Origin of the sequence: Flavobacterium psychrotolerans (assembly GCF_003097635.1) — a bacterium.
In the GTDB taxonomy this organism is placed as follows: domain Bacteria; phylum Bacteroidota; class Bacteroidia; order Flavobacteriales; family Flavobacteriaceae; genus Flavobacterium; species Flavobacterium psychrotolerans.
In genome coordinates this window covers 1-24,500 of the sequence record NZ_QCZI01000006.1, presented here as the reverse complement: position 1 = coordinate 24,500, position 24,500 = coordinate 1, and the positions used below count along the sequence as shown (strand labels likewise).

The 24,500-nt window shown below is 35.6% G+C and carries 21 protein-coding genes; 12 read left to right on the top strand and 9 right to left on the bottom strand.

Annotated features, from left to right (window positions below; all coding sequences use genetic code 11):
* The first annotated feature begins 52 nt into the window (after positions 1 to 52).
* Together DB895_RS06100 and DB895_RS06095 are read left to right on the top strand one after the other, a co-directional pair.
* Positions 53 to 562 carry a DUF2480 family protein gene (locus DB895_RS06100; protein ID WP_116724483.1) on the top strand — a complete coding sequence of 170 codons (510 nt, stop codon included), beginning with the start codon at positions 53 to 55 and terminating at the stop codon, positions 560 to 562.
* A gap of 84 nt (positions 563 to 646) precedes the next feature.
* Positions 647 to 1,576, top strand: coding sequence for a DUF3078 domain-containing protein (locus DB895_RS06095; RefSeq protein WP_116724482.1), 930 nt, complete (start codon positions 647 to 649; stop codon positions 1,574 to 1,576).
* A gap of 67 nt (positions 1,577 to 1,643) precedes the next feature.
* Here DB895_RS06095 and hflX read toward each other — a convergent pair whose 3' ends face one another.
* On the bottom strand, positions 1,644 to 2,870 hold the full coding sequence (gene hflX / locus DB895_RS06090) for a GTPase HflX (RefSeq protein WP_116724481.1): 1,227 nt from the start codon (positions 2,868 to 2,870) through the stop codon (positions 1,644 to 1,646).
* Positions 2,871 to 3,135: 265 nt separating this feature from the next.
* Between hflX and DB895_RS06085 the strand changes: the two genes are divergently transcribed.
* Both DB895_RS06085 and DB895_RS06080 read left to right on the top strand, forming a co-directional pair.
* On the top strand, positions 3,136 to 4,059 hold the full coding sequence (locus DB895_RS06085; protein WP_116724480.1) for a PorP/SprF family type IX secretion system membrane protein: 924 nt from the start codon (positions 3,136 to 3,138) through the stop codon (positions 4,057 to 4,059).
* Between the two features lie 19 nt (positions 4,060 to 4,078).
* Positions 4,079 to 5,947 (top strand): OmpA family protein, encoded by a 1,869-nt coding sequence (locus DB895_RS06080; RefSeq protein ID WP_116724479.1) that lies wholly within the window; start codon positions 4,079 to 4,081, stop codon positions 5,945 to 5,947.
* Between the two features lie 305 nt (positions 5,948 to 6,252).
* On the opposite strand, the gene DB895_RS06075 is transcribed toward DB895_RS06080, so the two are convergent.
* From DB895_RS06075 to DB895_RS06060, 4 genes are all read right to left on the bottom strand, one after another.
* Entirely contained in the window at positions 6,253 to 8,664 is a 2,412-nt protein-coding gene (locus tag DB895_RS06075) for a ribonucleoside-diphosphate reductase subunit alpha (protein ID WP_116724478.1), read from the bottom strand.
* Between the two features lie 177 nt (positions 8,665 to 8,841).
* The gene (locus DB895_RS06070; RefSeq protein WP_116724477.1) at positions 8,842 to 9,819 is read right to left on the bottom strand and encodes a ribonucleotide-diphosphate reductase subunit beta; all 978 of its coding nucleotides are present in this window, start codon (positions 9,817 to 9,819) and stop codon (positions 8,842 to 8,844) included.
* Between the two features lie 259 nt (positions 9,820 to 10,078).
* On the bottom strand, positions 10,079 to 10,648 hold the full coding sequence (locus DB895_RS06065) for a DUF3109 family protein (protein ID WP_116724476.1): 570 nt from the start codon (positions 10,646 to 10,648) through the stop codon (positions 10,079 to 10,081).
* Between the two features lie 6 nt (positions 10,649 to 10,654).
* Positions 10,655 to 12,241 carry a T9SS type A sorting domain-containing protein gene (locus DB895_RS06060; RefSeq protein WP_116724475.1) on the bottom strand — a complete coding sequence of 529 codons (1,587 nt, stop codon included), beginning with the start codon at positions 12,239 to 12,241 and terminating at the stop codon, positions 10,655 to 10,657.
* A 134-nt stretch (positions 12,242 to 12,375) separates the two neighbouring features.
* Here DB895_RS06060 and DB895_RS06055 point away from each other — a divergent pair, with 134 nt between their 5' ends.
* Genes DB895_RS06055 through DB895_RS06045 form a run of 3 tightly spaced genes read left to right on the top strand, consistent with a single transcriptional unit; the run spans position 12,376 to position 13,805 of the window.
* Positions 12,376 to 12,951, top strand: coding sequence for a MarC family protein (locus DB895_RS06055; RefSeq protein ID WP_116724474.1), 576 nt, complete (start codon positions 12,376 to 12,378; stop codon positions 12,949 to 12,951).
* Between the two features lie 40 nt (positions 12,952 to 12,991).
* Positions 12,992 to 13,192 (top strand): hypothetical protein, encoded by a 201-nt coding sequence (locus DB895_RS06050; protein ID WP_116724625.1) that lies wholly within the window; start codon positions 12,992 to 12,994, stop codon positions 13,190 to 13,192.
* Between the two features lie 4 nt (positions 13,193 to 13,196).
* Positions 13,197 to 13,805: an FAD-dependent oxidoreductase gene (locus DB895_RS06045; protein ID WP_116724473.1), complete on the top strand. Its 609-nt coding sequence runs from the start codon at positions 13,197 to 13,199 to the stop codon at positions 13,803 to 13,805.
* Positions 13,806 to 13,810: 5 nt separating this feature from the next.
* Here the strand turns inward: DB895_RS06045 and DB895_RS06040 are convergent, their stop codons facing one another.
* The 3 genes from DB895_RS06040 to DB895_RS06030 all read right to left on the bottom strand — a co-directional run bounded on the left by DB895_RS06040 (position 13,811) and on the right by DB895_RS06030 (position 16,485).
* On the bottom strand, positions 13,811 to 15,388 hold the full coding sequence (locus DB895_RS06040; RefSeq protein ID WP_116724472.1) for a S41 family peptidase: 1,578 nt from the start codon (positions 15,386 to 15,388) through the stop codon (positions 13,811 to 13,813).
* Between the two features lie 2 nt (positions 15,389 to 15,390).
* Positions 15,391 to 15,819, bottom strand: a complete 429-nt coding sequence (locus DB895_RS06035; RefSeq protein ID WP_116724471.1) for a deoxycytidylate deaminase — start codon at positions 15,817 to 15,819, stop codon at positions 15,391 to 15,393.
* Positions 15,820 to 15,894: 75 nt separating this feature from the next.
* Entirely contained in the window at positions 15,895 to 16,485 is a 591-nt protein-coding gene (locus tag DB895_RS06030; protein WP_116724470.1) for a HupE/UreJ family protein, read from the bottom strand.
* A gap of 172 nt (positions 16,486 to 16,657) precedes the next feature.
* On the opposite strand from DB895_RS06030, the gene DB895_RS06025 reads away from it, so the two are divergent.
* The gene (locus tag DB895_RS06025; RefSeq protein WP_116724469.1) at positions 16,658 to 17,089 is read left to right on the top strand and encodes a tellurite resistance TerB family protein; all 432 of its coding nucleotides are present in this window, start codon (positions 16,658 to 16,660) and stop codon (positions 17,087 to 17,089) included.
* 38 nt (positions 17,090 to 17,127) lie between these two features.
* Here the strand turns inward: DB895_RS06025 and fbp are convergent, their stop codons facing one another.
* Complete coding sequence (fbp, locus tag DB895_RS06020) at positions 17,128 to 18,147, bottom strand: class 1 fructose-bisphosphatase (protein WP_116724468.1); 1,020 nt, start codon at positions 18,145 to 18,147, stop codon at positions 17,128 to 17,130.
* A gap of 168 nt (positions 18,148 to 18,315) precedes the next feature.
* On the opposite strand from fbp, the gene DB895_RS06015 reads away from it, so the two are divergent.
* The 4 genes from DB895_RS06015 to DB895_RS06000 all read left to right on the top strand — a co-directional run bounded on the left by DB895_RS06015 (position 18,316) and on the right by DB895_RS06000 (position 24,344).
* On the top strand, positions 18,316 to 18,822 hold the full coding sequence (locus DB895_RS06015; protein ID WP_116724467.1) for a GNAT family N-acetyltransferase: 507 nt from the start codon (positions 18,316 to 18,318) through the stop codon (positions 18,820 to 18,822).
* Between the two features lie 56 nt (positions 18,823 to 18,878).
* Complete coding sequence (locus DB895_RS06010) at positions 18,879 to 20,138, top strand: aspartate kinase (RefSeq protein ID WP_116724466.1); 1,260 nt, start codon at positions 18,879 to 18,881, stop codon at positions 20,136 to 20,138.
* 88 nt (positions 20,139 to 20,226) lie between these two features.
* Positions 20,227 to 23,637, top strand: a complete 3,411-nt coding sequence (locus tag DB895_RS06005; protein ID WP_116724465.1) for a hypothetical protein — start codon at positions 20,227 to 20,229, stop codon at positions 23,635 to 23,637.
* A 68-nt stretch (positions 23,638 to 23,705) separates the two neighbouring features.
* A complete protein-coding gene (locus DB895_RS06000; RefSeq protein ID WP_116724464.1) occupies positions 23,706 to 24,344 on the top strand; it encodes a hypothetical protein in 639 nt (212 codons plus the stop codon).
* Positions 24,345 to 24,500: the final 156 nt, after the last annotated feature.

The window sequence follows — 24,500 nt, the reverse complement described above, 5'->3', positions numbered from 1 at the left end:
GTCATAAAATCAAAAACAGGAATTTTATGACATTCAGCTACAAGATCTCATTATGGATGAAATAATTAACAAAGTCGCCAATAGTTCACTCGAAGTTTTCGATCTGGAGGATTATTATCCAAAAGGAATTCGTTCCCAAATTGACATGTCCCAATGGCTTATTGAAGGGGTTTTATTGAGAGAAAAGGACTTTCGGGAAGGACTTAAAAATCATAATTGGCTTCAATACCAAGATCATTTTGTCGCCATAAATTGTCTGACCGATGCCATACTTCCGGCATGGGCACCTCTATTAGTGGCAGTTCATGTAGCTCCATTTGCAAAAAAAGTAGTAAACGGCACTTTAGAAGATATCGACACTGTATTGTATCAGGAGATTTTACCAAGTATTGACTTTACTGCTTATAAGGACAAGTCGGTTATTATAAAAGGGTGTTCCAAAAAACCAGTTCCTATGAGTGCTTATGTTTTGGCTGCCCAAAAATTGCAGCCTTTTGCAAAAAGCATTATGTATGGTGAAGCTTGCTCAGCAGTCCCTTTATATAAGGCAGTTAAGAAATGATTTTTAAATTATCGGAGGTCAAAATTTAACATTTAAAAGGTTTTTCAGTATATTTGTTAAGCAAACATACAAAAAAACAAGAAAATGAAAAAAATCCTATTATTAGTCGCTTTTTTAACTACCACTGTTTTTTTACGAGCCCAAAATACCGAGAAAGAGTTAGTGCTAAATACAGAAAAGGCAGTCAAAATAATTGCTGACACTACCGCTAAAGGATGGAAAAACAAGGGAAATCTATCTTTACTTTTTAACCAATCGAACTTTAACAACTGGATTGCCGGCGGGGAGAATAACATGTCCGGGAATTTGAGTATCAATTATGATTTCAATTACAAAAAAAAAGATATCACTTGGGACAACAAGATTCTAGCCTCCTATGGTTTACTTCAAACTAAGAATACAGATTTTGAAAAGAAAACTGACGATCGTTTCGAATTTAATTCTGTTTTAGGTAAAAAGGCTTTTGGAGAATGGTATTATTCTTTCTTTTTAAATTTCAGAACTCAATTTACGAAAGGTTATGTTTACGGAAAAGACAGTAATGGTGCAGAAATCAGGACAGAAAACACCAACTTGCTTTCTCCTGGTTATTTAACTTTTGGTCCAGGAATCTTTTGGAAAAGAAGTGAGAATTTGAAGGTCAATTTTGCTCCCTTAACCTCTAAATTGACTTTTGTAGATAAAGACAGGACATCCATTTTAGGATATGTTGATGGCAGTTATTTTGGTGTAGATGCCAATAAGAGCTTGCGATATGAATTGGGTTTTTATACCTCTGCCTATTATAAATTAAATGTAATGACCAATGTTTCTGCCGAAAACACCTTGAATTTATATTCCAATTATCTTGAAAAACCAGAAAACGTTGACGTTGATTACTCTCTAGCTATTGTCTTGAGAATTAACAGATACCTATCTACAAATGTATCCGTGCAAACCATTTACGATGACAATGCTTTTCATGGGTTTCAAACGAGAGAAGTTTTTGGTTTAGGAATCAATTATGGATTCTAATATCAAAATGAATCATAAAAAAAGACCTTTAGTGATGTGCTAAAGGTCTTTTTTGATTTGTAAAAATCTAATCTTCTTTTTCTACCGCATCTTTATAATCTGGGTATAAAAATTTGTTATACGGAAAACGAGTGATATGAATTTGTCTAACCGCTTCGTAAACCCGTTCTTTAAATTCTTCAATATTTTCTTTATTAATTGCTGAAATAAACAGTGCGTTTTTTTCCCCTACATTACTCATCCAAGTTGACTTCCATTCTTCTAATGTGTTATGTCTTTTTGTTTTTTCAGTAATTAAATCATCGTCGTCAATGGTTAGATGTTTGTATGCGTCAATTTTATTGAAAACCATAATTATCGGTTTGTCATTGCTTTTAATGTCCAATAACGTTTGGTTAACAGAGGCAATATGATCTTCAAAATCAGGATGAGAAATATCCACCACATGAAGCAACAAATCTGCTTCACGGACTTCATCAAGCGTACTTTTAAATGAATCGACCAATTGAGTAGGCAGTTTTCTAATAAAACCCACAGTATCTGAGAGCAGGAAAGGGAGATTTCTAATAACTACTTTACGAACCGTTGTATCTAGTGTTGCAAAAAGTTTGTTTTCAACAAATACATCGCTTTTGCTAATTACATTCATCAATGTAGATTTCCCTACATTAGTATAACCAACTAGGGCAACGCGAACCATTGCTCCTCGATTGCCTCGTTGTACCGACATTTGTTTGTCAATAATTTTGATTTTGTCTTTTAGCAGCGCAATTCTATCGCGAACAATTCGTCTGTCGGTTTCAATTTCTGTTTCTCCAGGACCACGCATTCCAATTCCCCCTTTTTGCCTTTCTAAATGCGTCCACATTCCGGAAAGTCGAGGTAATAAATAAATACATTGTGCTAATTCTACTTGTGTTCTGGCATAGGAGGATTCGGCTCTTTGTGCAAAAATATCTAAAATAAGATTGGTTCGATCTAATACTTTGCAATCTAAAATTTTAGTAATATTTTTTTGTTGCGAAGGTGACAATTCATCATCAAAAATCACGGTAGAAATATCATTCTCTTTGACATAAAGATTAATTTCTTCCATTTTTCCCGTTCCAAGAAATGTTTTTGGATTCGGCCGTTCCATTTTCTGAAAAAAACGTTTCACAACTTCTCCGCCTGCAGTAAAGGTTAAAAATTCAAGCTCATCAAGATATTCCTTTAACTTTTCTTCATCTTGCTTTTGAGTGATAATTCCAACAACAACTGTCTTTTCAAATTTTATAGTTTCTTTTTCTAGCATAAGTTTAAATGTAATACAAATTTAATGATTTGCCAATGATTTAAGTGTAAATGAAGTTTAAAATACAAGCAAAATTCAGAATTAACATTGATTATTGATGTAATTCTGATTTTTATACTAAATTTTGCTACATTTGCTTCGATTTGTTCAAAAGCAGCTATGCTACTATTAGAATTTGAAAGTGGTAAGTCTTAATCCTTATGGGTTTATTTAAACAAAGCACGCTAATTTAGCAATACTAATTAAAATCAACAAAAACATAAAAATGAAGAAAGCACATTTCATTGCCCTAATGGCATTATGCATGTTTGCCGATATGCAAGCACAACAAGACCCACATTATACTCAATACATGTATAATATGAATGTAATTAATCCCGCCTATGCAGGCTCAAAAGAAAACCTGACTTTTGGTCTACTATACAGAAAACAATGGGTAGAGATTGAGGATGCTCCATCAACTTTCTCCCTTTCGGGATCTTCTCCAGTTGGAAAAAATGTTGGAATGGGATTATCCATCATTTCAGATAAAATTGGACCAGTGGAAGAGAATAATGTTTATGGCGATTTCTCTTATACCCTAAATTTAGGAGGAGAACATCGATTGGCTTTAGGGTTAAAAGCGGGAGCTACTTTTCAAAAAGTTGGTTTGTTCAGCGAAATTGGAAATGGACATGTTGCCAATCCAGATGATGAGGCTTTTGCTCAAAATTCCAGTACCACAAATTTAAACATAGGAACAGGATTTTTCTATTATACCAACAAATACTATGTGGCTTTGTCTGTGCCAAATATGTTAAAAGCAACTCATTTGGATTATAACGGAAGAAAATTCGGGACGGAAACTTCACATTATTTTTTAACGGGGGGCTATGTATTTGACATCAATCAAAATTTAAAATTCAAGCCATTCGCCATGTTAAAATCGGCGTTTAATGCGCCAGTATCCGTGGATGTTTCCACCAATTTCCTGTTTTATGACAAATTCGAAATTGGTGCCACTTACAGATTAGAAGACAGCTTTGGCGCGATGGTAAACTATGCAATATCTCCAAATCTAAGAGTTGGATATGCCTATGATCATATCGTTTCTGATTTGAATGTAACAACACCTTCCTCTCACGAAGTAATTTTGTTATTTGATTTGAACTTCCCTAAAAAAGTATCACAATCACCACGATATTTCTAACCTAAAGCAACCGTAAAAAATGAAAAATCTATATATACTATTAAGTTTTATAATAGCTACCACAAGCCTTTGTGCACAAAACAAAAACACCAAAAAAGCTGATAAGTTATTCAAGCGTTTTGAATATATTACTGCGGCGGAAGAATATTTAAAATTAGTTGAAAACGGAAAATCGGACGGTTATGTTTACAAACAGTTGGCCGACGCTTACTATAATACCTTCAACACTACCGAAGCGGTAAAATGGTATGCCAAAGCAACGGAGACACCACAAGATGCCGAAACATACTTCCGTTATGCACAAATGCTAAAAGCGAACGGAAAATATGAGGAAGCCAACAAGCAAATGCAAAAATTTGCCAGCCTGGCTCCTGCCGACCAAAGAGCCAAAACATTCCTGGGCAATCCAAATTACATACAGGGATTGTTAAATTTAGAAAAATTATTTGACGTCAATACATTAAATATTAATACCGATAAATCCGATTTTGGAGCACTATTGTTTGACAATTCCCTTTATTTTACCAGTGCCAGAAATGCCTCTAAAAAAGAATACGGATGGACCAAAGAGCCATTTTTAGACATTTACAAAGCCAATTACAATGCCGATGGTACATTATCAGGTGCTGGGGCAGTAAATGAATTAAATTCGAAATTCCACGACGGAACAGTGACCATAAGTGCCGATGGAAACACCATGTATTTTTCTAGCGACAGTTTCAGAGAATCATCCTTTCAAAAGGACAAAGCAAACAAATTAAAATTAGGAAGAAACAATATATTTAAAGCGACTAAAGAAGGAGACAGCTGGGGAGCAATTTCTTCAGTTTCTTTTAACAGCCCAGCCTATTCTACCAGCAATCCAAGTTTGAGTAGCGACGGAAAAACACTTTATTTCTCATCTGATATGCCGGGAAGTATTGGTGATGTTGATATTTGGAAAGTAGCCATTAATGCAGACGGAAGTTTTGGTACACCTGAAAATTTAGGAATAAAAGTAAACACAGAAGGTGCCGAAAGTTTTCCTTTTATTGCTGAAGACAACACTACCCTCTATTTTGCTTCAAGCGGAAGACCTGGTCTTGGTGGATTCGACATTTTTCAAGCAGATTTAGCTAAGGAAACAGAGGCAACAAATCTTGGAAAACCGGTAAATTCTGAAAAAGACGACTTTGCTTTCACCTACAATAAGGGAAGAAAAATAGGTTTTTTATCGAGTAACAGAAACGGAAATGACGACATCTTTAGCGCAACACCACTTTGTAAAGTAGAACTGCTTGCCGTAGTGACCGATGCTAAAACAAATGCCATATTAGCCAACGCAACTGTTGTTATTCTTGATGACAAGAAAAACATTATTGCTACCGAAAAATCCAATGAAAAAGGAGAAGTGAAACACAGAGTAGAATGCGACAAAGCCTATGTAATTCAAGCCTCAAAAGACGGTTATGAGAGCAATACCGCTACCGTAGCACAAAGCAAAGGACCAGAGGTGAAAATTAATGTTCCATTAAAACCAATTGATGTAATTGTTACTGAAACCGAAGTTGTATTAAAACCAATTTATTTTGATTTCAACAAACACAACATTACTGCCGCTAGTGCTGCCGAATTAGACAAGCTGGTTCAGGTAATGAAAAACAATACGCGAATGGTCATTTTAGCTAAGTCCCATACGGATAATAGGGGAAGTGACAGCTACAATCTAACGTTGTCTGACAAAAGAGCAAAATCGACTGTGAGATATATTGTTTCAAAAGGAGTTGATATGACCCGAATTGCAGGAAAAGGATACGGAGAGACAGTGCCTAAAGTAGATTGCAAAGAAAACTGTACCGAAGAAGAACATGCTCAAAACAGAAGATCAGAATTCATGATCGTGAAGTAAACCGTTAAAAACTAAATAGCTTTTAAAACCGCCTCGTGATGAACTTGGCGGTTTTTTTATTGCTATTGTTTCCTTTTTAGATTGCGGGAAAGATTGTGATAAACTTTCTCTTGCATATTTATTGTGCATATTCAAAAGCTTTATAGCGAATTGAAAATCTTTTTGTTCAGCATTTTTTAGCGTGACAAAATACCGTACGGATCAAAATTATGTTCATGAAAAAAGCAGCTACCATTACGATAACTGCTTTATATTTATACCTGATCCAAAATCACAAGTTTGCCTATTATAATTTCGATCTAAAACTAAGACCCACACATTTCACAATCCTCTGCATCTGCATTTCTAGAAAGCTCAATCAAGGCTCTGTATTCATCGGCAGACATTTCTTGTGGCGCAGCTTCAACCGCAACGGCAACTGCAGCCACAGCTGCTATAGGTTCCGTTTTTTTATCGTTGTTCAAGGTGAATTTTATGGCGTCAACCGCAGCCTTAGTTCTCAAATAGTACATTCCCGTTTTCAATCCCGATTGCCAAGCATAGAAATGCATCGACGTCAATTTAGAATAATTCGCATTTTGCATAAACAAGTTCAACGACTGTGATTGATCTACAAAATAACCCCGCTGACGAGACATATCGATAATATCCTTCATAGACATTTCCCATACCGTTTTATATAAATCTTTCAGGTCTTGTGGAATATTTAGGTCCTGAACCGAACCGTTATTTCTCATTAACTCCTGTTTCAAGGTTTCGTTCCACAAACCAAGTTCCACTAAATCATTCAACAAATGCTTGTTCACCACAATAAATTCTCCTGAAAGCACCCTTCTTGTATAAATATTAGAAGTGTAAGGCTCAAAAGCTTCATTATTCCCTAATATTTGTGATGTAGAAGCCGTAGGCATTGGCGCCACTAACAATGAGTTTCGAACTCCGTGTTTCATTACCTCTTTTCTCAAACTTGCCCAATCCCAACGACCAGAAAGTTCTTCGTCTTTCAATCCCCAAAGATTGTACTGGAACTCTCCCTGCGAAATAGGCGAACCCACAAAACTGGAATATGGCCCTTCTTCTTTCGCCATTTCCATCGATGCGGTTACCGCAGCAAAATATAGCGTTTCAAAAATTTCCTGGTTCAATTTTTTAGCTTCGTCGCTCGTAAATGGCAAACGCAATAGGATAAAAGCATCGGCCAATCCTTGTACACCAAGACCTATTGGTCTATGACGCTTATTAGAATTTTCCCCCTCTATAACAGGATAATAATTTCTATCGATAACTTTATTCAAATTTCTGGTCACCCTTTTGGTCACCGTGTACAACAATTTGTGGTTGAATTTTTTGTTTTCCACAAACATTGGCAATGAAATTGAAGCCAGATTACAAACGGCGACCTCATCTTTAGAAGTAAATTCCATAATCTCGGTACACAAATTCGAGGAACGAATGGTACCTAGATTTTTTTGGTTTGATTTTCTGTTAACTGCATCTTTATACAACATGTAGGGTGTTCCGGTCTCGATTTGTGATTCTAGAATTTTTTCCCACAATTCATGTGCTTTAATGGTTTTTCTGCCTTTTCCTCTTTCCTCATAATCCGTATATAGCGCCTCAAATTCCTCTCCGTACACATCATATAATCCTGGACATTCATTAGGACACATTAAGGTCCAATAACTGTCTTCCTGCACGCGTTTCATGAACAAATCCGAAGTCCACATAGCAAAGAATAAATCTCGGGCGCGCATTTCCTCTTTTCCGGTATTCTTTTTCAAGTCTAGGAATTCAAAAATATCGGCATGCCAAGTTTCAATGTAAATAGCAAAACTTCCTTTGCGTTTTCCGCCACCTTGGTCAACATAACGTGCCGTGTCATTAAAAACACGCAACATGGGAACAATTCCGTTTGAAGTTCCGTTAGTGCCGCGAATGTAAGATCCTGTTGCGCGAATATTGTGAATAGAAAGCCCTACTCCGCCAGCCGACTGGGAGATTTTTGCCGTTTGTTTCAACGTATCATAAATCCCATCAATGCTGTCATCTTTCATTGCCAAAAGGAAACAGGAGGACATTTGAGGTTTTGGAGTCCCAGCGTTAAATAGTGTTGGCGTCGCATGGGTAAAAAATTTCTTAGACATCAAGTCGTACGTTTCTATCACAGACTTAAGGTCATTCAAATGAATTCCCACCGAAACACGCATCAACATATGTTGGGGTCTTTCAACAATTTTACCGTTTATTTTAAGCAAATAAGAACGTTCTAATGTTTTGAAACCAAAATAATCATAGTTAAAATCCCGGTTATAAATAATATGCGAATTCAAAAATTCAGCATTTTCCATAATCACGGCATGTACCTCTTCCGAAAGTAATGGGGCATCCTGCCCGTTTCTTGGATTTACGTAATGAAACATATCATTCATCGTTTCCGAGAAGGATTTGTTTGTGTTAGAGTGCAAATTAGAAATCGCAATACGCGCTGCTAATTGTGCATAATCGGGGTGAGCAATGGTCATGGAAGCCGCCGTTTCGGCCGCTAAATTGTCTAATTCCGATGTCGAAACACCATCATACAATCCTTCAATTACACGCATGGCTACTTTTACGGCATCCACTAAATCATTTAAACCATAGCATAGTTTTTTAATTCTATCGGTAATTTTGTCGAACATTACCGGCTCTTTGCGCCCATCTCTTTTTACTACGTACATATTTTTTTCTTCTTAAAAAAAACAGAAAATCCCTTTTCTGTTTTTGGGTTATTTGTAATATATTTTGCCACAAATACACTAAGATACAAGTTTTTTTCTTTAATTTTAGTATTTGTAACGGGGTTTTAGCCTGAATTTTGAACTTAGCCTATTTTTAGTGACTTTATAGCTAAAATTCTAAAAATCGGCATCAAAGCTAATTTTTTGGGCATCACTATCCGTATTCATTACTCCTGCTTTTTGGTATTCGGCCACTTTCTTTTCAAAGAAATTGGTTTTTCCCTGAAGCGAAATCATATCCATAAAATCAAATGGATTTGCCGTATTGTACTCTCTTTCACAACCCAATTCAACCAATAATCTGTCGGTTACAAATTCCAAATATTGCGTCATTAATGAGGCATTCATCCCAATTAAACTCACCGGAATCGATTCGGTTATAAATTCACGTTCAATATCCAGCGCGTCAACGATAATTTTTCTAATTCTATCTTTTGGCACTTTGTTTATCAAATGGTGGTTATGTAAGTGCACGGCAAAATCGCAATGCACCCCTTCGTCACGAGAAATTAATTCGTTAGAATAAGTTAAGCCAGGCATCAAACCCCGTTTTTTTAACCAAAAAATAGAGCAAAAACTTCCAGAGAAAAAGATACCCTCTACGGCTGCAAAAGCAATCAGCCGTTCCGCAAAAGAGTCCGACTCAATCCATTTTAAAGCCCAATCCGCTTTTTTCTTGATAGCCGGAAAAACCTCGATTGCCGTAAACAATTCGTCTTTTTCGGCTTCGTCTTTCACATACGTGTCAATTAATAGCGAATAGGTTTCACTGTGGATGTTTTCCATCATGATTTGGAAACCATAGAAAAATTTCCCCTCGGCATATTGCACTTCATTGATGAAATTTTGGGCTAAATTTTCATTAACAATTCCGTCAGAAGCCGCAAAAAAAGCAAGAATGTGTTTCACAAAATATTTTTCGTCCTCACTTAATTTATTGTTCCAATCGTTCAAATCTTGTGCCAAATCAATTTCTTCGGCAGTCCAAAAACTGGCTTCCATTTTTTTGTAAAATTCCCATATATCATGGTGTTTGATAGGAAAAATGACGAAACGATTTTTATTTTCTTGTAATATGGGTTCAATTTGAGACATTGTCTGTATTTGTATTTATAACGTTTTAAACAAAAAAATTGCTTTAATAAGAGCACAAAGATTGTCATTTGAAACTGAAAAAGAAAGCCAAACTTATTCACAATCGACCCTAGTTTTTAACAAACGAAGGAATAACAATGTTTTTCTTAAATAAATTTATACCGCTGAATATCAGTACTATAAAAAATTAAAAATAAAGTAAAGTACCGTAAAATATAGGATTATATAAATAATAAACAAGGGGAATTCCGATTGATTTTTAATTATTTTTCAGTTCCTCTGCCACTTTTTCCAACTCCAAATACCAATCCTCTCCAAACCTTCGAATAAGCGCTTCCTTGACAAATTTATATACCGGAACTTCCAATTCCTTACCTAAAGAGCAGGCATTGTCACAAATGTCCCATTTGTCATAATTAACAGCGGCAAACTCCGTAAAATCCTTCACCCGGATAGGATACAAATGACAGGAAACAGGTTTTTTCCAGTCAATTACACCTTGGTTGTAGGCTTGCTCGATACCACAAAGAGCGGTTTTTCCGTCAAAAATGACATAAGCGCAATCTTTATTGTCAATCAATGGCGTTTCGAGATCACCATCGGTTCCTTTTGTCCAAGTTCCTTGTGCTTCTATTGCCGCAATTCCTTCTTTGCGAAGAAAGGGTTTTACTTTTGGATAAATCTCTTCCAAAATTTTAGTTTCCTCCAAACTCAAAGGTGCTCCGGCATCGCCATCGACACAGCAAGCGCCTTTGCAGGCTGATAAATTGCAAACAAAATCTTTTTCTAAAATGTCTTCTGAGACAATGGTTTTTCCTAGTTGAAACATGGTGTATTAATGTGAAATGGTAATTTTATGAGTCGATTTTTGATTGTTGACATCCTTTAATCTAAGAACATAAATTCCTGACGGAAGATTTTCAACATCCATTTTGGTGATATTTAGAGAATGGTCTTGTTTTACTAAAGCCCCTATCGTGTTATAAATGGCAGCTTCAATAATGGGCGAAGATTTAGAGTTTATGTTTAGGAGTGAAGAAGCTGGATTTGGAGCAACTGAAACTTTAGAATGGCTCACAAAATCTGTTGTTTTCATTGTTTCTAATGAATATACTTTACCGTTACCAATCAATTTATTGTTTAATCCTTGGATTTCACTTAGATAGAAACCGCCACCACCACCCGTAACTAAAACCGTTCCATTTTCGCTAATCACGCTACTCCAATAATAAGGCTCCATTATCATCGGGGAGTAATAGGTATATGACAATTCAAGTAATGTGTCTGGATTTATTTTTGATTCTGAGATATGATTAACAGAAGCTACAGAATAGCCCTCATAAGGAACTGGAAGACCTATGATTTTCCATAAGGTATGGTCGTTGTTATAAATTTTGGCTTGGTTGTTTAAAGGTTGATTGGAAGTATAGTATTTCTCACCCGAATTTTCCAATTTGATTCTGGTAATTTCACCATCATAGGCATTCTCAAGCAACAAACTGGGCAATTTATATACATTTGAAGAATAAATTATGTTTCCGTAGGAGCTATTACTATAATTAATCTTAGCTATAAGTTTATTTTCACAACCTTCCAAAACACTAACATACATTGTTTCTGCCTGAGGGATTGTCAGTAAATCAACATTATTTTCGCTTATTAATTTACCAACATAATTAAAGCTACTGCCATTGGAGGTGTAATATGTATATCCTATTTCTAACAAGGCATCCGGATTAATTTGACTTTCTGAAATAATACCGAGGTCAGAATATGTCGCATTGGCTGGTTTTGTTAAATTGATAGTTTTCCACAAACTGTGATTTTGATTGTAAACCTTAATATTGTTATTTACTTTGTCCAATAAATAATATTTTTCACCTGAATTTTCGAGTTTAATCCTGTTCACATCACCACCAGTATAAGTATTCTCTAAAACAAGTTCCGGAACTGAATATACTCTGCTAATTGAAGTAGTGAAGTTTTTTACAATTATTTTATTCGGAAGTCCCGGTATTTCATTTAAATCCACTTGATAAGCATTGGGTATCGTTAACAAAATTATACCGTTTTCAGAAATAATTCTACTCTCGTATTGTTGAGAAGCGGTATTATAAGCCCCATAAATAATTTCTAAATTAGCATCTGGGTTTATTTTGGCTTCAGAAACATGAAACAAATGAGTAGGCGGTAATATTTCATTTGGAGCTGGCGCTGGCAATACAATTGTTTTCCATAAACTATGATCGGCATTATAAAAAACCAATTCATTGGTAGCCCTTTTAAACAAATAATATTTCTCTCCTGAATATTCCAGTTTCACTCGGGTTACGACACCATTATCATAGGTGTGTTCCAACGTGATTTGCCCGAAAGAAGCACATGTAAAAAGAATTGCTAAAAAGAATAGTGCTTTATTCATTTCAAAAGTTTTTGTAAAAGTACGCTATTCTGACCATACCCCAATTGTTTTTGAAACATCTAAACTTTAAAATTAACCTGAATTTAGCTTTTAACTACCCTAAAATCAATACTTTTGCGCTTTAAAAGAAACTTATGGAACTGAATTTTAAAGAAATAATTACCGTTGGAATGGTGCTTTTTGCCGTAATAGACATCGTGGGAACCATTCCTATTATTGTGGATTTGAGAACCAAACACGGGCATATCGAATCCGAAAAAGCATCACTTGTTGCAGGAATCATCATGATTGTTTTTCTTTTTGTAGGCGAAGAACTCCTGAGCTTTATCGGTATCGATGTCCACTCCTTTGCCGTAGCAGGTTCCTTTGTGTTATTCTTTTTAGCATTGGAAATGATTTTAGGCATTCGGATTTATCGGGATGAAGGAGCGAGTTCAGCCTCGATAGTCCCTATTGCTTTTCCCTTGATTGCGGGAGCCGGAACAATGACGACCTTACTTTCCCTACGTTCCCAATATCACGCCGAAAATATTGTGGTTGCCATTGTCCTAAATATTATTTTGGTATATGCCGTTTTAAAATCCTCTTCCCAAATTGAAAGAATGTTAGGCAAAACTGGCTTAGGCGTTGTCAGAAAAGCCTTTGGTGTTGTCCTTTTAGCCATTGCTGTTAAATTATTTGCGGCGAATGTTAAAGGTTTGTTCATGTAACCAATTTTTATTAATTTCACACCAAATTAAATCATTCAAAATGAAAATTTTTACTTCTATATTAGTCTTTTTAGCTTTAGCTTTAATCATCTTCAACATTACGCTTCTTGATTTTAATCATTTATTTGAAGGCAACAGTATCATTGCATTAATTGGCATCACTGCTTCTTTTTGTGCTGTTCTTATTTTGCTTATTTTTAGAATGTCTAAAATGATTCAGGAAAAAACCAAAAATCAATAATTGCATGTTTGATGTCTTAATTATTGGTGGTGGCGTTTCTGGAATGTCATGTGCATTAATTTTAGGCTCAGCCAAAAATAAACCCTTTGCTGTCGATAAAAAAATTGGAATCATTACCCATCAAAGAACGTCAGCTCTACAAGAAGCATTATTTAACAACGCCTACGGAATTACTCCCGGAAAATTAGGTTCCGAATTGTTATCGGAGAGCATTGGACATTTGTCGCAATTATATCCCCATGTATTGCAAATTGCTGATGAAAAAGTCTTAAAAATAGAGAGCACATTTCCTAATTTTACCGTTGTCACCAATAAAAAATCCTATTCCACTAAAATTATTATTGTAGCCATTGGCTCTGCAAATACTTTTGCCATCGAAGGATTGATGGGCTACGTAGAACCACATCAAAAAACGATTGTCGAGAAACAAAGAATACAATTAAAAAATACCGACCACAAAGTTGCCGAAGGTATCTATGTTGTGGGAACGCTTGCAGGTTGGAGAAGCCAATTGGCCATTGCTGCCGGAAGTGGAGCCTCTGTAGCCACCGATATTTTGACTTTATGGAATGGCGGAGTTGACTCTCAAAGTCACGATAGCATCAAAAAATAAAAATTCTATTTTTTATTCAAAACGGCCTTAATCATGGCATCTTCTTTCAAAACAATCTCATAATATTTTTGCTCGTCAAAAAGTTGTCTGGCAAATTCAGCAGCCAAATAGCGCTTGACCAAAGACTTGCTTGCAGACAATTTTACTAAGGCACCATTATCCAACAAATAGTTCTGGAAATTAGTAAAATACAAATCGGTTTTATCCATTTTGTCTAAAAATTGAGCAAAGGTCAATCCTTTAAATGCATTTCTGTCTTTATCCAGTTGCTCGAAAGCAAAATGCCCCACAACTCCAGATTGTTGCATGACATAAACCACACTTTCCTCCCCGTGCTTCCCTTCAAGAGGAACAAAAACGTCAGGGACAATTCCGCCACCACCGTAAACAATTTTTCCTTTTGGCGTTTTAAATTTTAAAGTGTCCGCAATTTTTATGCTGTCTTTATCGTACAATTCCCCGTTTTGAAAACGGGTGCCAAATTCATTAAAATAGTCCTCATTCCCTTTTTTATAGGGTTTTTGAATGGAGCGGCCCGTAGGCGTATAATATCTTGCAATGGTCAATCGAACCGCAGAACCATCATCAAAATTCATTTCACGTTGCACTAACCCTTTCCCGAAAGAGCGACGTCCCACAATAATTCCCCGGTCATTGTCCTGAATTGCGCCCGCTAGAATTTCACTGGCCGAAGCAGAATTTTCATCAATTAAAACGGCCACTTTTCCCGTTTCAAAGCTTCCTTTTTTAGTCGCAAATGTTTTATCGATTCTCCCTTTTCTGTTTTTCAGAAAAACGATTAACTGTTTGTCTTTTAAAAATTCATCAGCAATTTGAGCCGCCATTTCCATATAACCGCCACCATTTTCTCGAACGTCAAGAATTATTGATTTAGCGCCTTGTTTTTGTAGTTTCTGCAAACCGGATTTGAACTCATCATAAGTCGTTTCGGCAAATCGATTGATTTTGATGTATCCCGTCACTGGATTCACCATCAAAGCAACATCCACACTCTTTATGGGAACCACATCTCGTCTCAGCTTTATTTTGCGCTTTTTATTTTCGCTTTTTCTAAAAATAGTCAATTCTATTTCAGAACCTTCTTCTCCTTTTAGTTTGGCAAACAAGTTGTCGGTAGATAATTTTCGTCCAAATAATTTATAATTATTGGCATACAAAATCCTGTCGCCGGCCTTAATTCCCGCTTTTTCCGAAGGCCCATTTTCTAAAGGTTTGATTACGGCAACCGTATCATTATACATATAGAAATTCACTCCAATTCCCACAAAATCACCTTTCATGCTCTCCGCAACGCCTGTTTGTTCGCTTGGTGGAATGTAAACAGAATGCGGATCGAGTTTGGTCATAATGTCATTGACAGTAAGGTTTACTATAGAATCCGTATTGACTTTGTCTACATATTCATTGTCGATAAAATCAATTATTTTGTAGAGCTTATTTTTAGAATCATTTTTGGAAAGCCCCCTCTTTTCAATAGGGAAATTCAAGTATCCGCCAAGCAAAACCCCGAGTGCAAGCATAAAAAAAAGTAGTATGGGAAAATAGATATTGCGCTTTTTCATGTTTATTCTAAGACTTCAATTTGTTCAACAATCACCCCCGCTTTGGTTAAAAAATCTATCCCAGCGTTGTCTTTGTAACCCAATTGATACACCACTCTTTTAATTCCAGATTGATGGATCAATTTACTGCACTCTTTGCAGGGAGAAAGCGTGATATACAACGTAGCTCCTTCACAGGTTTGTGTAGAACGCGCCACTTTTAGGATTGCATTCGCTTCTGCATGCAATACATACCAATTAGTTATCCCTTCATCATCTTCACAACAATTTTCAAAACCAGAAGGCGTTCCGTTATATCCATCCGAAATAATCATTCGGTCGCGCACTATTATTGCACCCACTTGCTTACGCTTACAATAGGACAAAAGACTCCATTCTTTAGCAATCCGAAGATAGGCTTTGTCGTATTTATTTAATTTTTTTAATTCCATTTAGTGTTTTGAAAAACTTTTTTAAGCAATTCTAGTATAGGGTTAAGGTTGTTTGAATTCTATCTTTAATCGAAATTAATTCCAAATGGCACTTTCAATAATTATTGGCAATACAACTCCAATTACAAAAGAGGAAAAAACCAAAGTAAAATCACGTTTGGAGAATCGGAAAAAGTTTTGAAGTATATAAGAGAAAATCAAAACCACTAAAACTATCAAAATCTGGGCTACTTCTATTCCTAAAGCAAACTCGAATAATGGTTTTATTTTATCTGACAGACTTCCTTTTATAATAGATTTAAAGTAAATTGAAAATTCCAAACCATGAATGATTCCAAAAAAAAGAGTTACAATCCCAATCAAATTGATGCTGTTGCCCTTATACGATTTACCAACTGAAAACAAGTTGAAAAGAGCGGTGATTAATATGGTTATTGGAATCAAAAACTCGACTAACAACAATTTAATAATAACAATTCCGAAAAATGAAAGTAACAATGCTAAAGTTTGACCAATAGTAAAAATGGTGACTAAAAGCAGCAACCTTTTCCAGTCTTTAAAGCCATAAGGCAATGCCAAAGCTATTAAAAATAAGACGTGGTCAAATCCTTTAATATCTAAAACATGCCCCCATGCTAATTGAAAATATGTCAAAAATTCCGACATTATATCTGGTGTTAAAAATTTAGGCAATGTAAAATTACAATTAATTTTGAAAACAGGACGTTGGATTTAACATTTTAGAATTTTCCGAATAAAAAACAAAAATTATTAAGAAATAGTTTTCATAAAAATTGAAATAGAATTATATTTGTATGTATCTCTAAAACCAATCATTATGTCAATAGCAGACTTATTCGATAGCGAATTTAAAAACAGAAATAAAGGTCATTTCTCAGCCATTGTTCGTGTTGCGTTGGCTGATGGAAAATGTACTCCAGAAGAAAAAGCTTTTTTGGACAAATTGGCTTTGCATCTTGAAATATTTCCAAAGGAATATGAAGAAATTTTAGAAAACCCATTAAAATATCCTATTAATCCGCCGTATTTGTATGTAGAACGATTGGAGCGACTGTATGATTTGGCGAGGATGGTTAGTGGAGATCACCACTTAGGGGACAAACAAGACCAGCTCTTGATAAAATTTGGAATTGCCTTAGGATTTACCCCCAGCAATGTCAATTATATTGTTAACAAAGCGCTTTTACTTATTGATAAAAAAGTAGATTTGGATACTTTTATTTATGAAATGAAAAATATGAACAAATAAAAAACAGGCTCCAAAATTTGGAGCCTATTTTTAAATATTTAGTATTTACTCAATTTTGCCTTTTGCATAAAACATTCAGCTTTCTCCACCATATTGTAACTGCCTCCAAAAAACGGAACCCTTTGATGCAATTCCGTAGCCTGAATTTCCATTATTCTTCCAAAACCATCGGATGCTTTTCCTCCTGCTTGCTCTATAATAAAAGCCATTGGATTGCATTCATAGAGCAAACGCAATTTCCCCTTTGGCGCTTTAGAACTGGTAGGATAAATATAGATTCCACCTTTTATCATGTTTCGATGAATATCGGAAACCAAACTTCCAATATAACGGGAAGTATAAGGCCTATCCCCTTCTTCAAACTGGCAATATTTAATGTAATCTTTCACACCCTGCGGAAAATGCACATAATTTCCTTCGTTGATGGAATATATACTTCCATCCTTAGAGAATTGCATGTTGGGATGAGACAAATAGAAAGTTCCAATGGCTGGATTTAAGGTAAATCCGTTTACGCCACAGCCCGTAGTATAAACCAACATGGTCGAAGTTCCATAAATAACATAACCGGCAGCGACTTGATTGATGCCGGGTTGCAAAAAATCTTCTATTGCAACAGGTGTTCCAATAGGCGTAATTCTTCTGAAAACTGAAAAAATAGTTCCAACCGAAACGTTCACATCAATGTTTGACGAACCGTCTAAAGGATCCATCAAAACCACATATTTATTGTTGTGGCTATTGTCTGAACCTTGTACAGTAATGAAATCGTCATTTTCCTCTGAGGCAATTCCGCAAACAATTTCCCTATTAATAAGGGTTTGAATAAAAACCTCATTAGCATAAACGTCTAATTTTTGTTGGTCTTCACCCTGAATGTTTTGTTCCCCTGCAGCACCAATAATATCTACCAAACCCGCCTTATTGACTTTGTAGTTGACTACTTTGGCAGCAAGTCGGATGGAATTGATGATTCGCGATAATTCTCCTGAAGAATATTGAAACGCATTTTGATTTTCAATGATAAATTCTCCTAGTGTTTTGTTGTGTTTTTCCATAACGAAATCGTTGTAGTTAATTATACACAAATATCGGGGTTTTTGTGAAATTGAAATGATTTTCACAAGATAGTTTGTCAGAATTGTATATTTGTCGCTTAAATGATAATTTTTAGTCCAAAAACTATAAGAATAGTTCTTGAGATCAAAAAAATGGGCAAATAAAATATGGGAATTAGAAAAGGCCGTAAAGAAGACATGCCGGCTATTCTAGATTTAATTAAGGAACTTGCTGTTTTTGAAAAAGAACCAGAAGCCGTTGTTGTAACGGTTAACGATTTAGTACGCGATGGTTTTGGCGAAAATCCATTATTTCATACTTTTGTCGCTACAATTAACAATGACTCGAGCGATAGCGAACAGGCGGAGCAAATTGTAGGAATGGCTTTGTATTATTACCGCTATTCTACTTGGAAAGGAAGAACAATTCATCTGGAAGATCTGATTGTGAAAGAAGAAATGCGTGGCTCAGGTTTGGGACATGCCTTATACAAAGAAATAGTTGCCCAAGGAAAAAAGGATAAAGTCCGCAGAATTGAATGGAATGTATTGGATTGGAACACTCCGGCCATTGATTTTTATGAAAAATCAGGTGCTGTCGTTTTAAATGATTGGCGTGTGGCACAAATGGACTCCAATGGAATAAATGAATTTTTAGAAAAAAACAAAATATAAATTAGTGGCTTTCATTTTTCAAGTTGAAAATCTGAAATCTAAAATCTGAAATAAATATGAGAGTATTCAAATTTGGTGGTGCATCCGTGAAAGATGCTGCAGGAATTAAAAACGTACACGACCTTTTACAAAAAGTAGGTTATGAAGATGTATTACTGGTAGTTTCTGCGATGGGAAAAACAACAAATGCCTTAGAAACTGTAGTTGCAGCTTATTTTGACAAATCGGCAACTCTGCAATCTTCCGTTCAAGAAGTGAAAAAATACCATAATCAAATTTTATTGGATTTGTTTGAAGATGAAAATAATGAGGTATTTACTGCGGTGAATGGCTTATTTTTTGATTTGGAATATTTTTTAAGTCACAACAAATCTCCAAATTATAATTTTGTTTACGACCAAATCGTGAGTTATGGAGAGTTGATTTCGACCACTATCCTTTCTCATTTCATGAGTTTCATGGGTATAAAAACCACTTGGATAGACGTACGTAACTTCATAAAAACCGACTCTACCTATCGTGATGCAGAAGTGGACTGGGATTTAACACAGAAAAACATTTCTAAAAACGTAAAACGAAAAGTCTTGAATATTACCCAAGGTTTTTTAGGTTCTGATGAAAATGGCTTCACAACCACTTTAGGCCGTGAAGGTTCTGATTATACCGCAGCTATTTTTGCCTACTGCCTCAATGCGGAAAGCGTGACGATTTGGAAAGACGTTCCTGGAGTGATGAATGCCGACCCACGCTATTTTGAAAATGCGAGTTTGCTGAATCAAATTTCCTATCGGGAAGCCATCGAATTGGCTTTTTATGGAGCAAGCGTTATTCATCCCAAAACCTTACAGCCATTACAAAAAAAGGAAATTCCATTATTTGTAAAATCATTCATTAACCCTTTATTACCGGGAACCAGCGTTTCTAAAGGGGAAGATTTGGTGCCGCAGTTGCCTTGTTTTATCGTAAAGAAAAACCAATTGTTGGTTTCGCTTTCTTCAATAGATTTTTCATTTATCATGGAAGAAAACATCAGCGAAATTTTCGGATTGTTGCATCAATACAAAATGAAAGTAAGTCTAATTCAAAACTCTGCAATCAGTTTCTCCATTTGTGTAGAAGACAAATTTGGCAATTTTAATGAATTGAAAAATATACTGGCAAAAAAATTCAAGGTTTCTTACACCGAAAATGTTTCGCTTTACACCATCAGACATTTTGATGAAAAAGCGGCGCAAATGGTTGAAGATGGTAAGGAGGTTTTGTTGAAACAAGTGAGTCGGGAAACGATGCAAATTGTGACCAAGGAAGCGATTTAATTTCATGTTAACAGGAATATAAGGATTTCAAACTCTTGAAATATCAAATAAAACGCACTACTTTTGATGTCTTGGCGTTATATTCTTTATGTTGCAAAAACTGCTTTTTGGGGTTATACTTTGTGCTTTTTCAGGGCTTCAAGCCCAACAAATAAACACGCCTTATAAAACCAAAAAAATTCCCGTTTCTCACGACACTATCCATGTAGAGAAAACCAGCATCAATTCGAGTTTTTTTAAATTGCTTGACACCAATGCCAATGCAATTGACACTTCTTTTTACAAAATTAATTTTCAAAAAGGAACATTGATTTTTAAGGATAATCTGCCGAAAAATCTAGACACTATAACCGTTCAGTATCTTAAACTACCCGATTATCTAACGAAAGAATACAGTATTTATGACGACAGCCGTGTGGTGAGTAACGATGCCAGCGGAAATAATTTATACCGCGTTTCTAATGATGCCGTAAAAAAGTTCGTCCCTTTTGACGGATTGAACACTTCGGGAAGTATAACTCGCGGAATCACGGTGGGCAACAACCAAAACGCAGTAGTCAACTCTAATCTCGATTTGCAAATTACCGGTAAAATATCCGATAAGGTAAGCCTGCGCGCTTCCATTCAGGACAGTAATATTCCGCTGCAAAATGGCGGCTATTCGCAAAAACTAGATGAATTTGACCAAATATTCATTGAACTTTTCAGTGACAAATGGAACATTCGTGCCGGAGATTTATTTTTGGAGAACCGAAAAACCAGTTTTCTAAATTTCAACAAAAAAGTGCAGGGCTTATCGACCAATTTTACTTTTGGAACCCCAGAAAAAAAAACCAATGTTTTTGCCTCGGCGGCTTTGGTTCGAGGCCAATATGCCAAAAGTAATTTTATAGGCCAGGAAGGAAATCAAGGCCCCTATAAATTGCGCGGATCTAATGGCGAATTGTACATTTTGGTCATTTCAGGATCAGAACGCGTTTATGTGAATGGAATTTTGCTGAAACGAGGTGAAAACAATGATTACACGATTGATTATAATGCAGGAGAAATCAAATTTACGACGCTGTTCCCCATCACTTCGGAAATGAGAATTAACATAGAATATCAATATTCCGACAGAAATTACACTCGATTTCTTACTTATTTTGGCGCCACCCATGAACAGGAAAAATGGAGTATTGGTGCTTATGTTTATTCTGAAAACGACGTGAAAAACCAACCTTTACAGCAAAATTTATCTACAGAACAAGCCCAAATATTAGTCAATGCTGGCGACAATACTGATTTGATGACAGCACCATCTGCCTATGCAGACAGTTATTCTGAAAATAAAATTCTGTATAAAAAAACAATCGTCAATGGCGTGGAAACTTTTGAATATTCAAATAATTCCCAAGAACTACTTTATAATGTAAAATATAGTTTGGTGGGAAATAATTTGGGAAATTATGTATTATCTAATGCCGGGGCAATTGGTAAAATTTATTCCTATGTAGAACCTATAAACAGTGTTAAACAGGGCAATTACGAACCCATAACCCGTTTGGTTGCGCCCACTAAAATACAGATTGCCACCATTACAGGAAAATACAACCCTTCTGAAAAAAGTTCCATTGATTTCGAGTTAGGCATCAGCAACAACGACCTGAATCTTTTCTCCTCTCAAGATGACGTCAATAATAAAGGTTTGGCTGGAAAAATAAATTCGAAAAAGCGTCTTTTTACCGGAAAATGGGAAGTCGATGCTTTTGCTAATTTTCAGTTCGTGCAAAAGGATTTCAGAACCATCGAACGACTTTACACCATTGAGTTCAATAGGGATTGGAACCTTACCTCTGTTTCAGGAAATCAAAGTTTATTGGTTTCTGGTTTGAACTTTAATTTGCCTAAAAAGGGATTGTTAACCTATCAATTTGAAAAACTTGATTTTACCAAAACGTTTTCGGGAAGCCGCCACAGCATCAATGGATTGTTTAAATTCAACCATTGGAACATTCAAAATCAGGGGAGTTTTTTGAATAGCGATGCCACTTTAACCGATTCAAAATTCATCCGAAACCAAACCCAAACCCGGTATCATTTCAATAAAAACTGGGTTGGCGCGAGCCTTAGATTGGAAAATAATCAGGGAAAAATTAAATCGTCCAATCAGTTTTCGGCTTTAAGCCAAAAATTTACGGAATATGGTGCTTTTTTAGGACGGGGTGATAGTACGAAAGTGTATGCCGAAATGGGGTATTTAACCCGACAAAACGATAGTGTGCAAAATGGGTTTATAAAACGCGTGAACAATTCGCAATCCTATTATATTAAATCGAAATTAATTCAGAACGAAAAAAGCGATTTGTCTGTTTTTGTGAATTATAGAAATTTGAAATATGTTGATGTTATTCGAGGGAACGAACCATCATTGAATTCCAGAATTTTGTATAATTCTCGTTTTTTCGACCAATTTATTCAAACTACAACGGCTTTTGAAACCACTTCCGGAACCATTCCACAACAAGAATTTACCTATCTGGAAGTTGATCCCGGGCGAGGCGTTTACACTTGGAATGATTACAATGGTAATGAAATCCAGGAACTGCAAGAGTTTGAAGTTGCTCCTTTTCCCGATCAGGCCAAGTACGTTCGCGTATTTTTACCCAACCAGATTTTCATAAAAACGCATCAAAATAAATTTTCGGAATCGGTGACTTTAAATTTAAATCAATGGCAAAATGAACAGGGTTTTAAAAAAATTGCGTCGTATTTCTACAACCAAACTTCCTATTTGATTGACCGAAAAATAAAGCGCAACGGAAACAATTTCGACCTAAATCCATTTAATAATTCCGATGAAGATCTGTTAGGATTGAATACCAGTTTTAGGAACAGTTTATTTTACAAACGAGGAAAACAGGACCATTCGGTAACCTATACCTATTTGAACAGTCGCTCTAGGAATTTACTTTCAGTTGGTTCTTTGGAAAGTAAAAATGATTCCCATCAATTGCAATACCAGCATTTATACAAGAAAAGCTGGTTGTTTGCGATGGCCGCTAAAACGCTCCGAACAGCATCCATGGTCGAGAATTATGCGTCCCGAAATTACACCATAGAAGGCTATCAATTGTCTCCTAAAATTTCCTATTTATTCTCCCGAAATGCAAGTTGGGATTTGTTTTATGAACTCCAAAACAAAGAAAATAAAATTAGCGAATTAGAAACACTGAAACAAACTCGAATTGGAACTTCCTTTACCTATGCCAGCGAAAAGAAACTCACGATGAATGGCGAATTTTCATTATATGAAAATAAATTTAACGGAAACGATGCCTCGGCAGTAGCTTTCCAGATGCTAGAAGGATTGCAACCAGGGCAAAACATGACCTGGCGATTGTTGATTCAACGAAACTTAACACAGTTTTTAGATGTTAACCTTAACTATCAGGGCCGAAAGAGCGAAACCAGCCAAACGATACATACTGGAAGCATACAATTACGAGCATATTTTTAATTTTTTTCTTAAAATATAAAATTAAATTATTAACTTTATCCTAATTAATAATTTAAAATCAACCTATTATGAAAAATTTATTGTTAATATGTCTCGTGTTCCTTCTTTCTGGTAATTTTTATGCTCAAGAAACAAAAGAGAAAAAAGCCACTAAAGCTAAAACCGAAAAAGCGGCACAAGTAAAAAAAGAAAAAGCAGCTGCAAAAAAAGAGGCTGACAAAATGAAAAAAGAAGCATCAAAAGCTGAGGCTGATGCAAAAAAAGAAGCTGCAAAAACTAAAAAAGCTGAGGCTAAAGCCAAAAAAGAAGCCAAAGAAACTTCTGATAAAGTAGGTGCTAAAACAAAAAAAGCTAAAGCAGATATAAAAAAAGAAACCAAAGAAACAACTGACAAGATTGGCACTAAAACCAAAAAATCGAAAAATAAGGCAAAAAAAGAAATCAAAGAATTAACCGATAAGACAACTGAAAAAACAAAAAAAACAACTGCAGACGCCAAAAAAGAAACAAAAAAAGTTGAAAACAAGGTAATGCCGAAAATAAAAAAAACGTCAGAAAAAGTTAGAGAAACAACAGAAAAAGCCCCAAAAGTTCCGGATAAAATTACAGGTGAGTACAACGGAAAAAAAGTATATACTGGCCCTAGAGGAGGGAGATATTACATCAACTCAAATGGCAATAAAACCTATATTTCTGACGATGAATAGGGAGGTAACTCTCTAAAACAAAAAACGCATTTGCTTAGGCAAATGCGTTTTTTGTTTTGTGTAGTTTCACTATTCCATCTCACTAGTGTCCACTTAAAATAAGTTGAAAACCAGCTGGTTAGAATCAAGTTCATTGACATTATTGTAATCTGATTT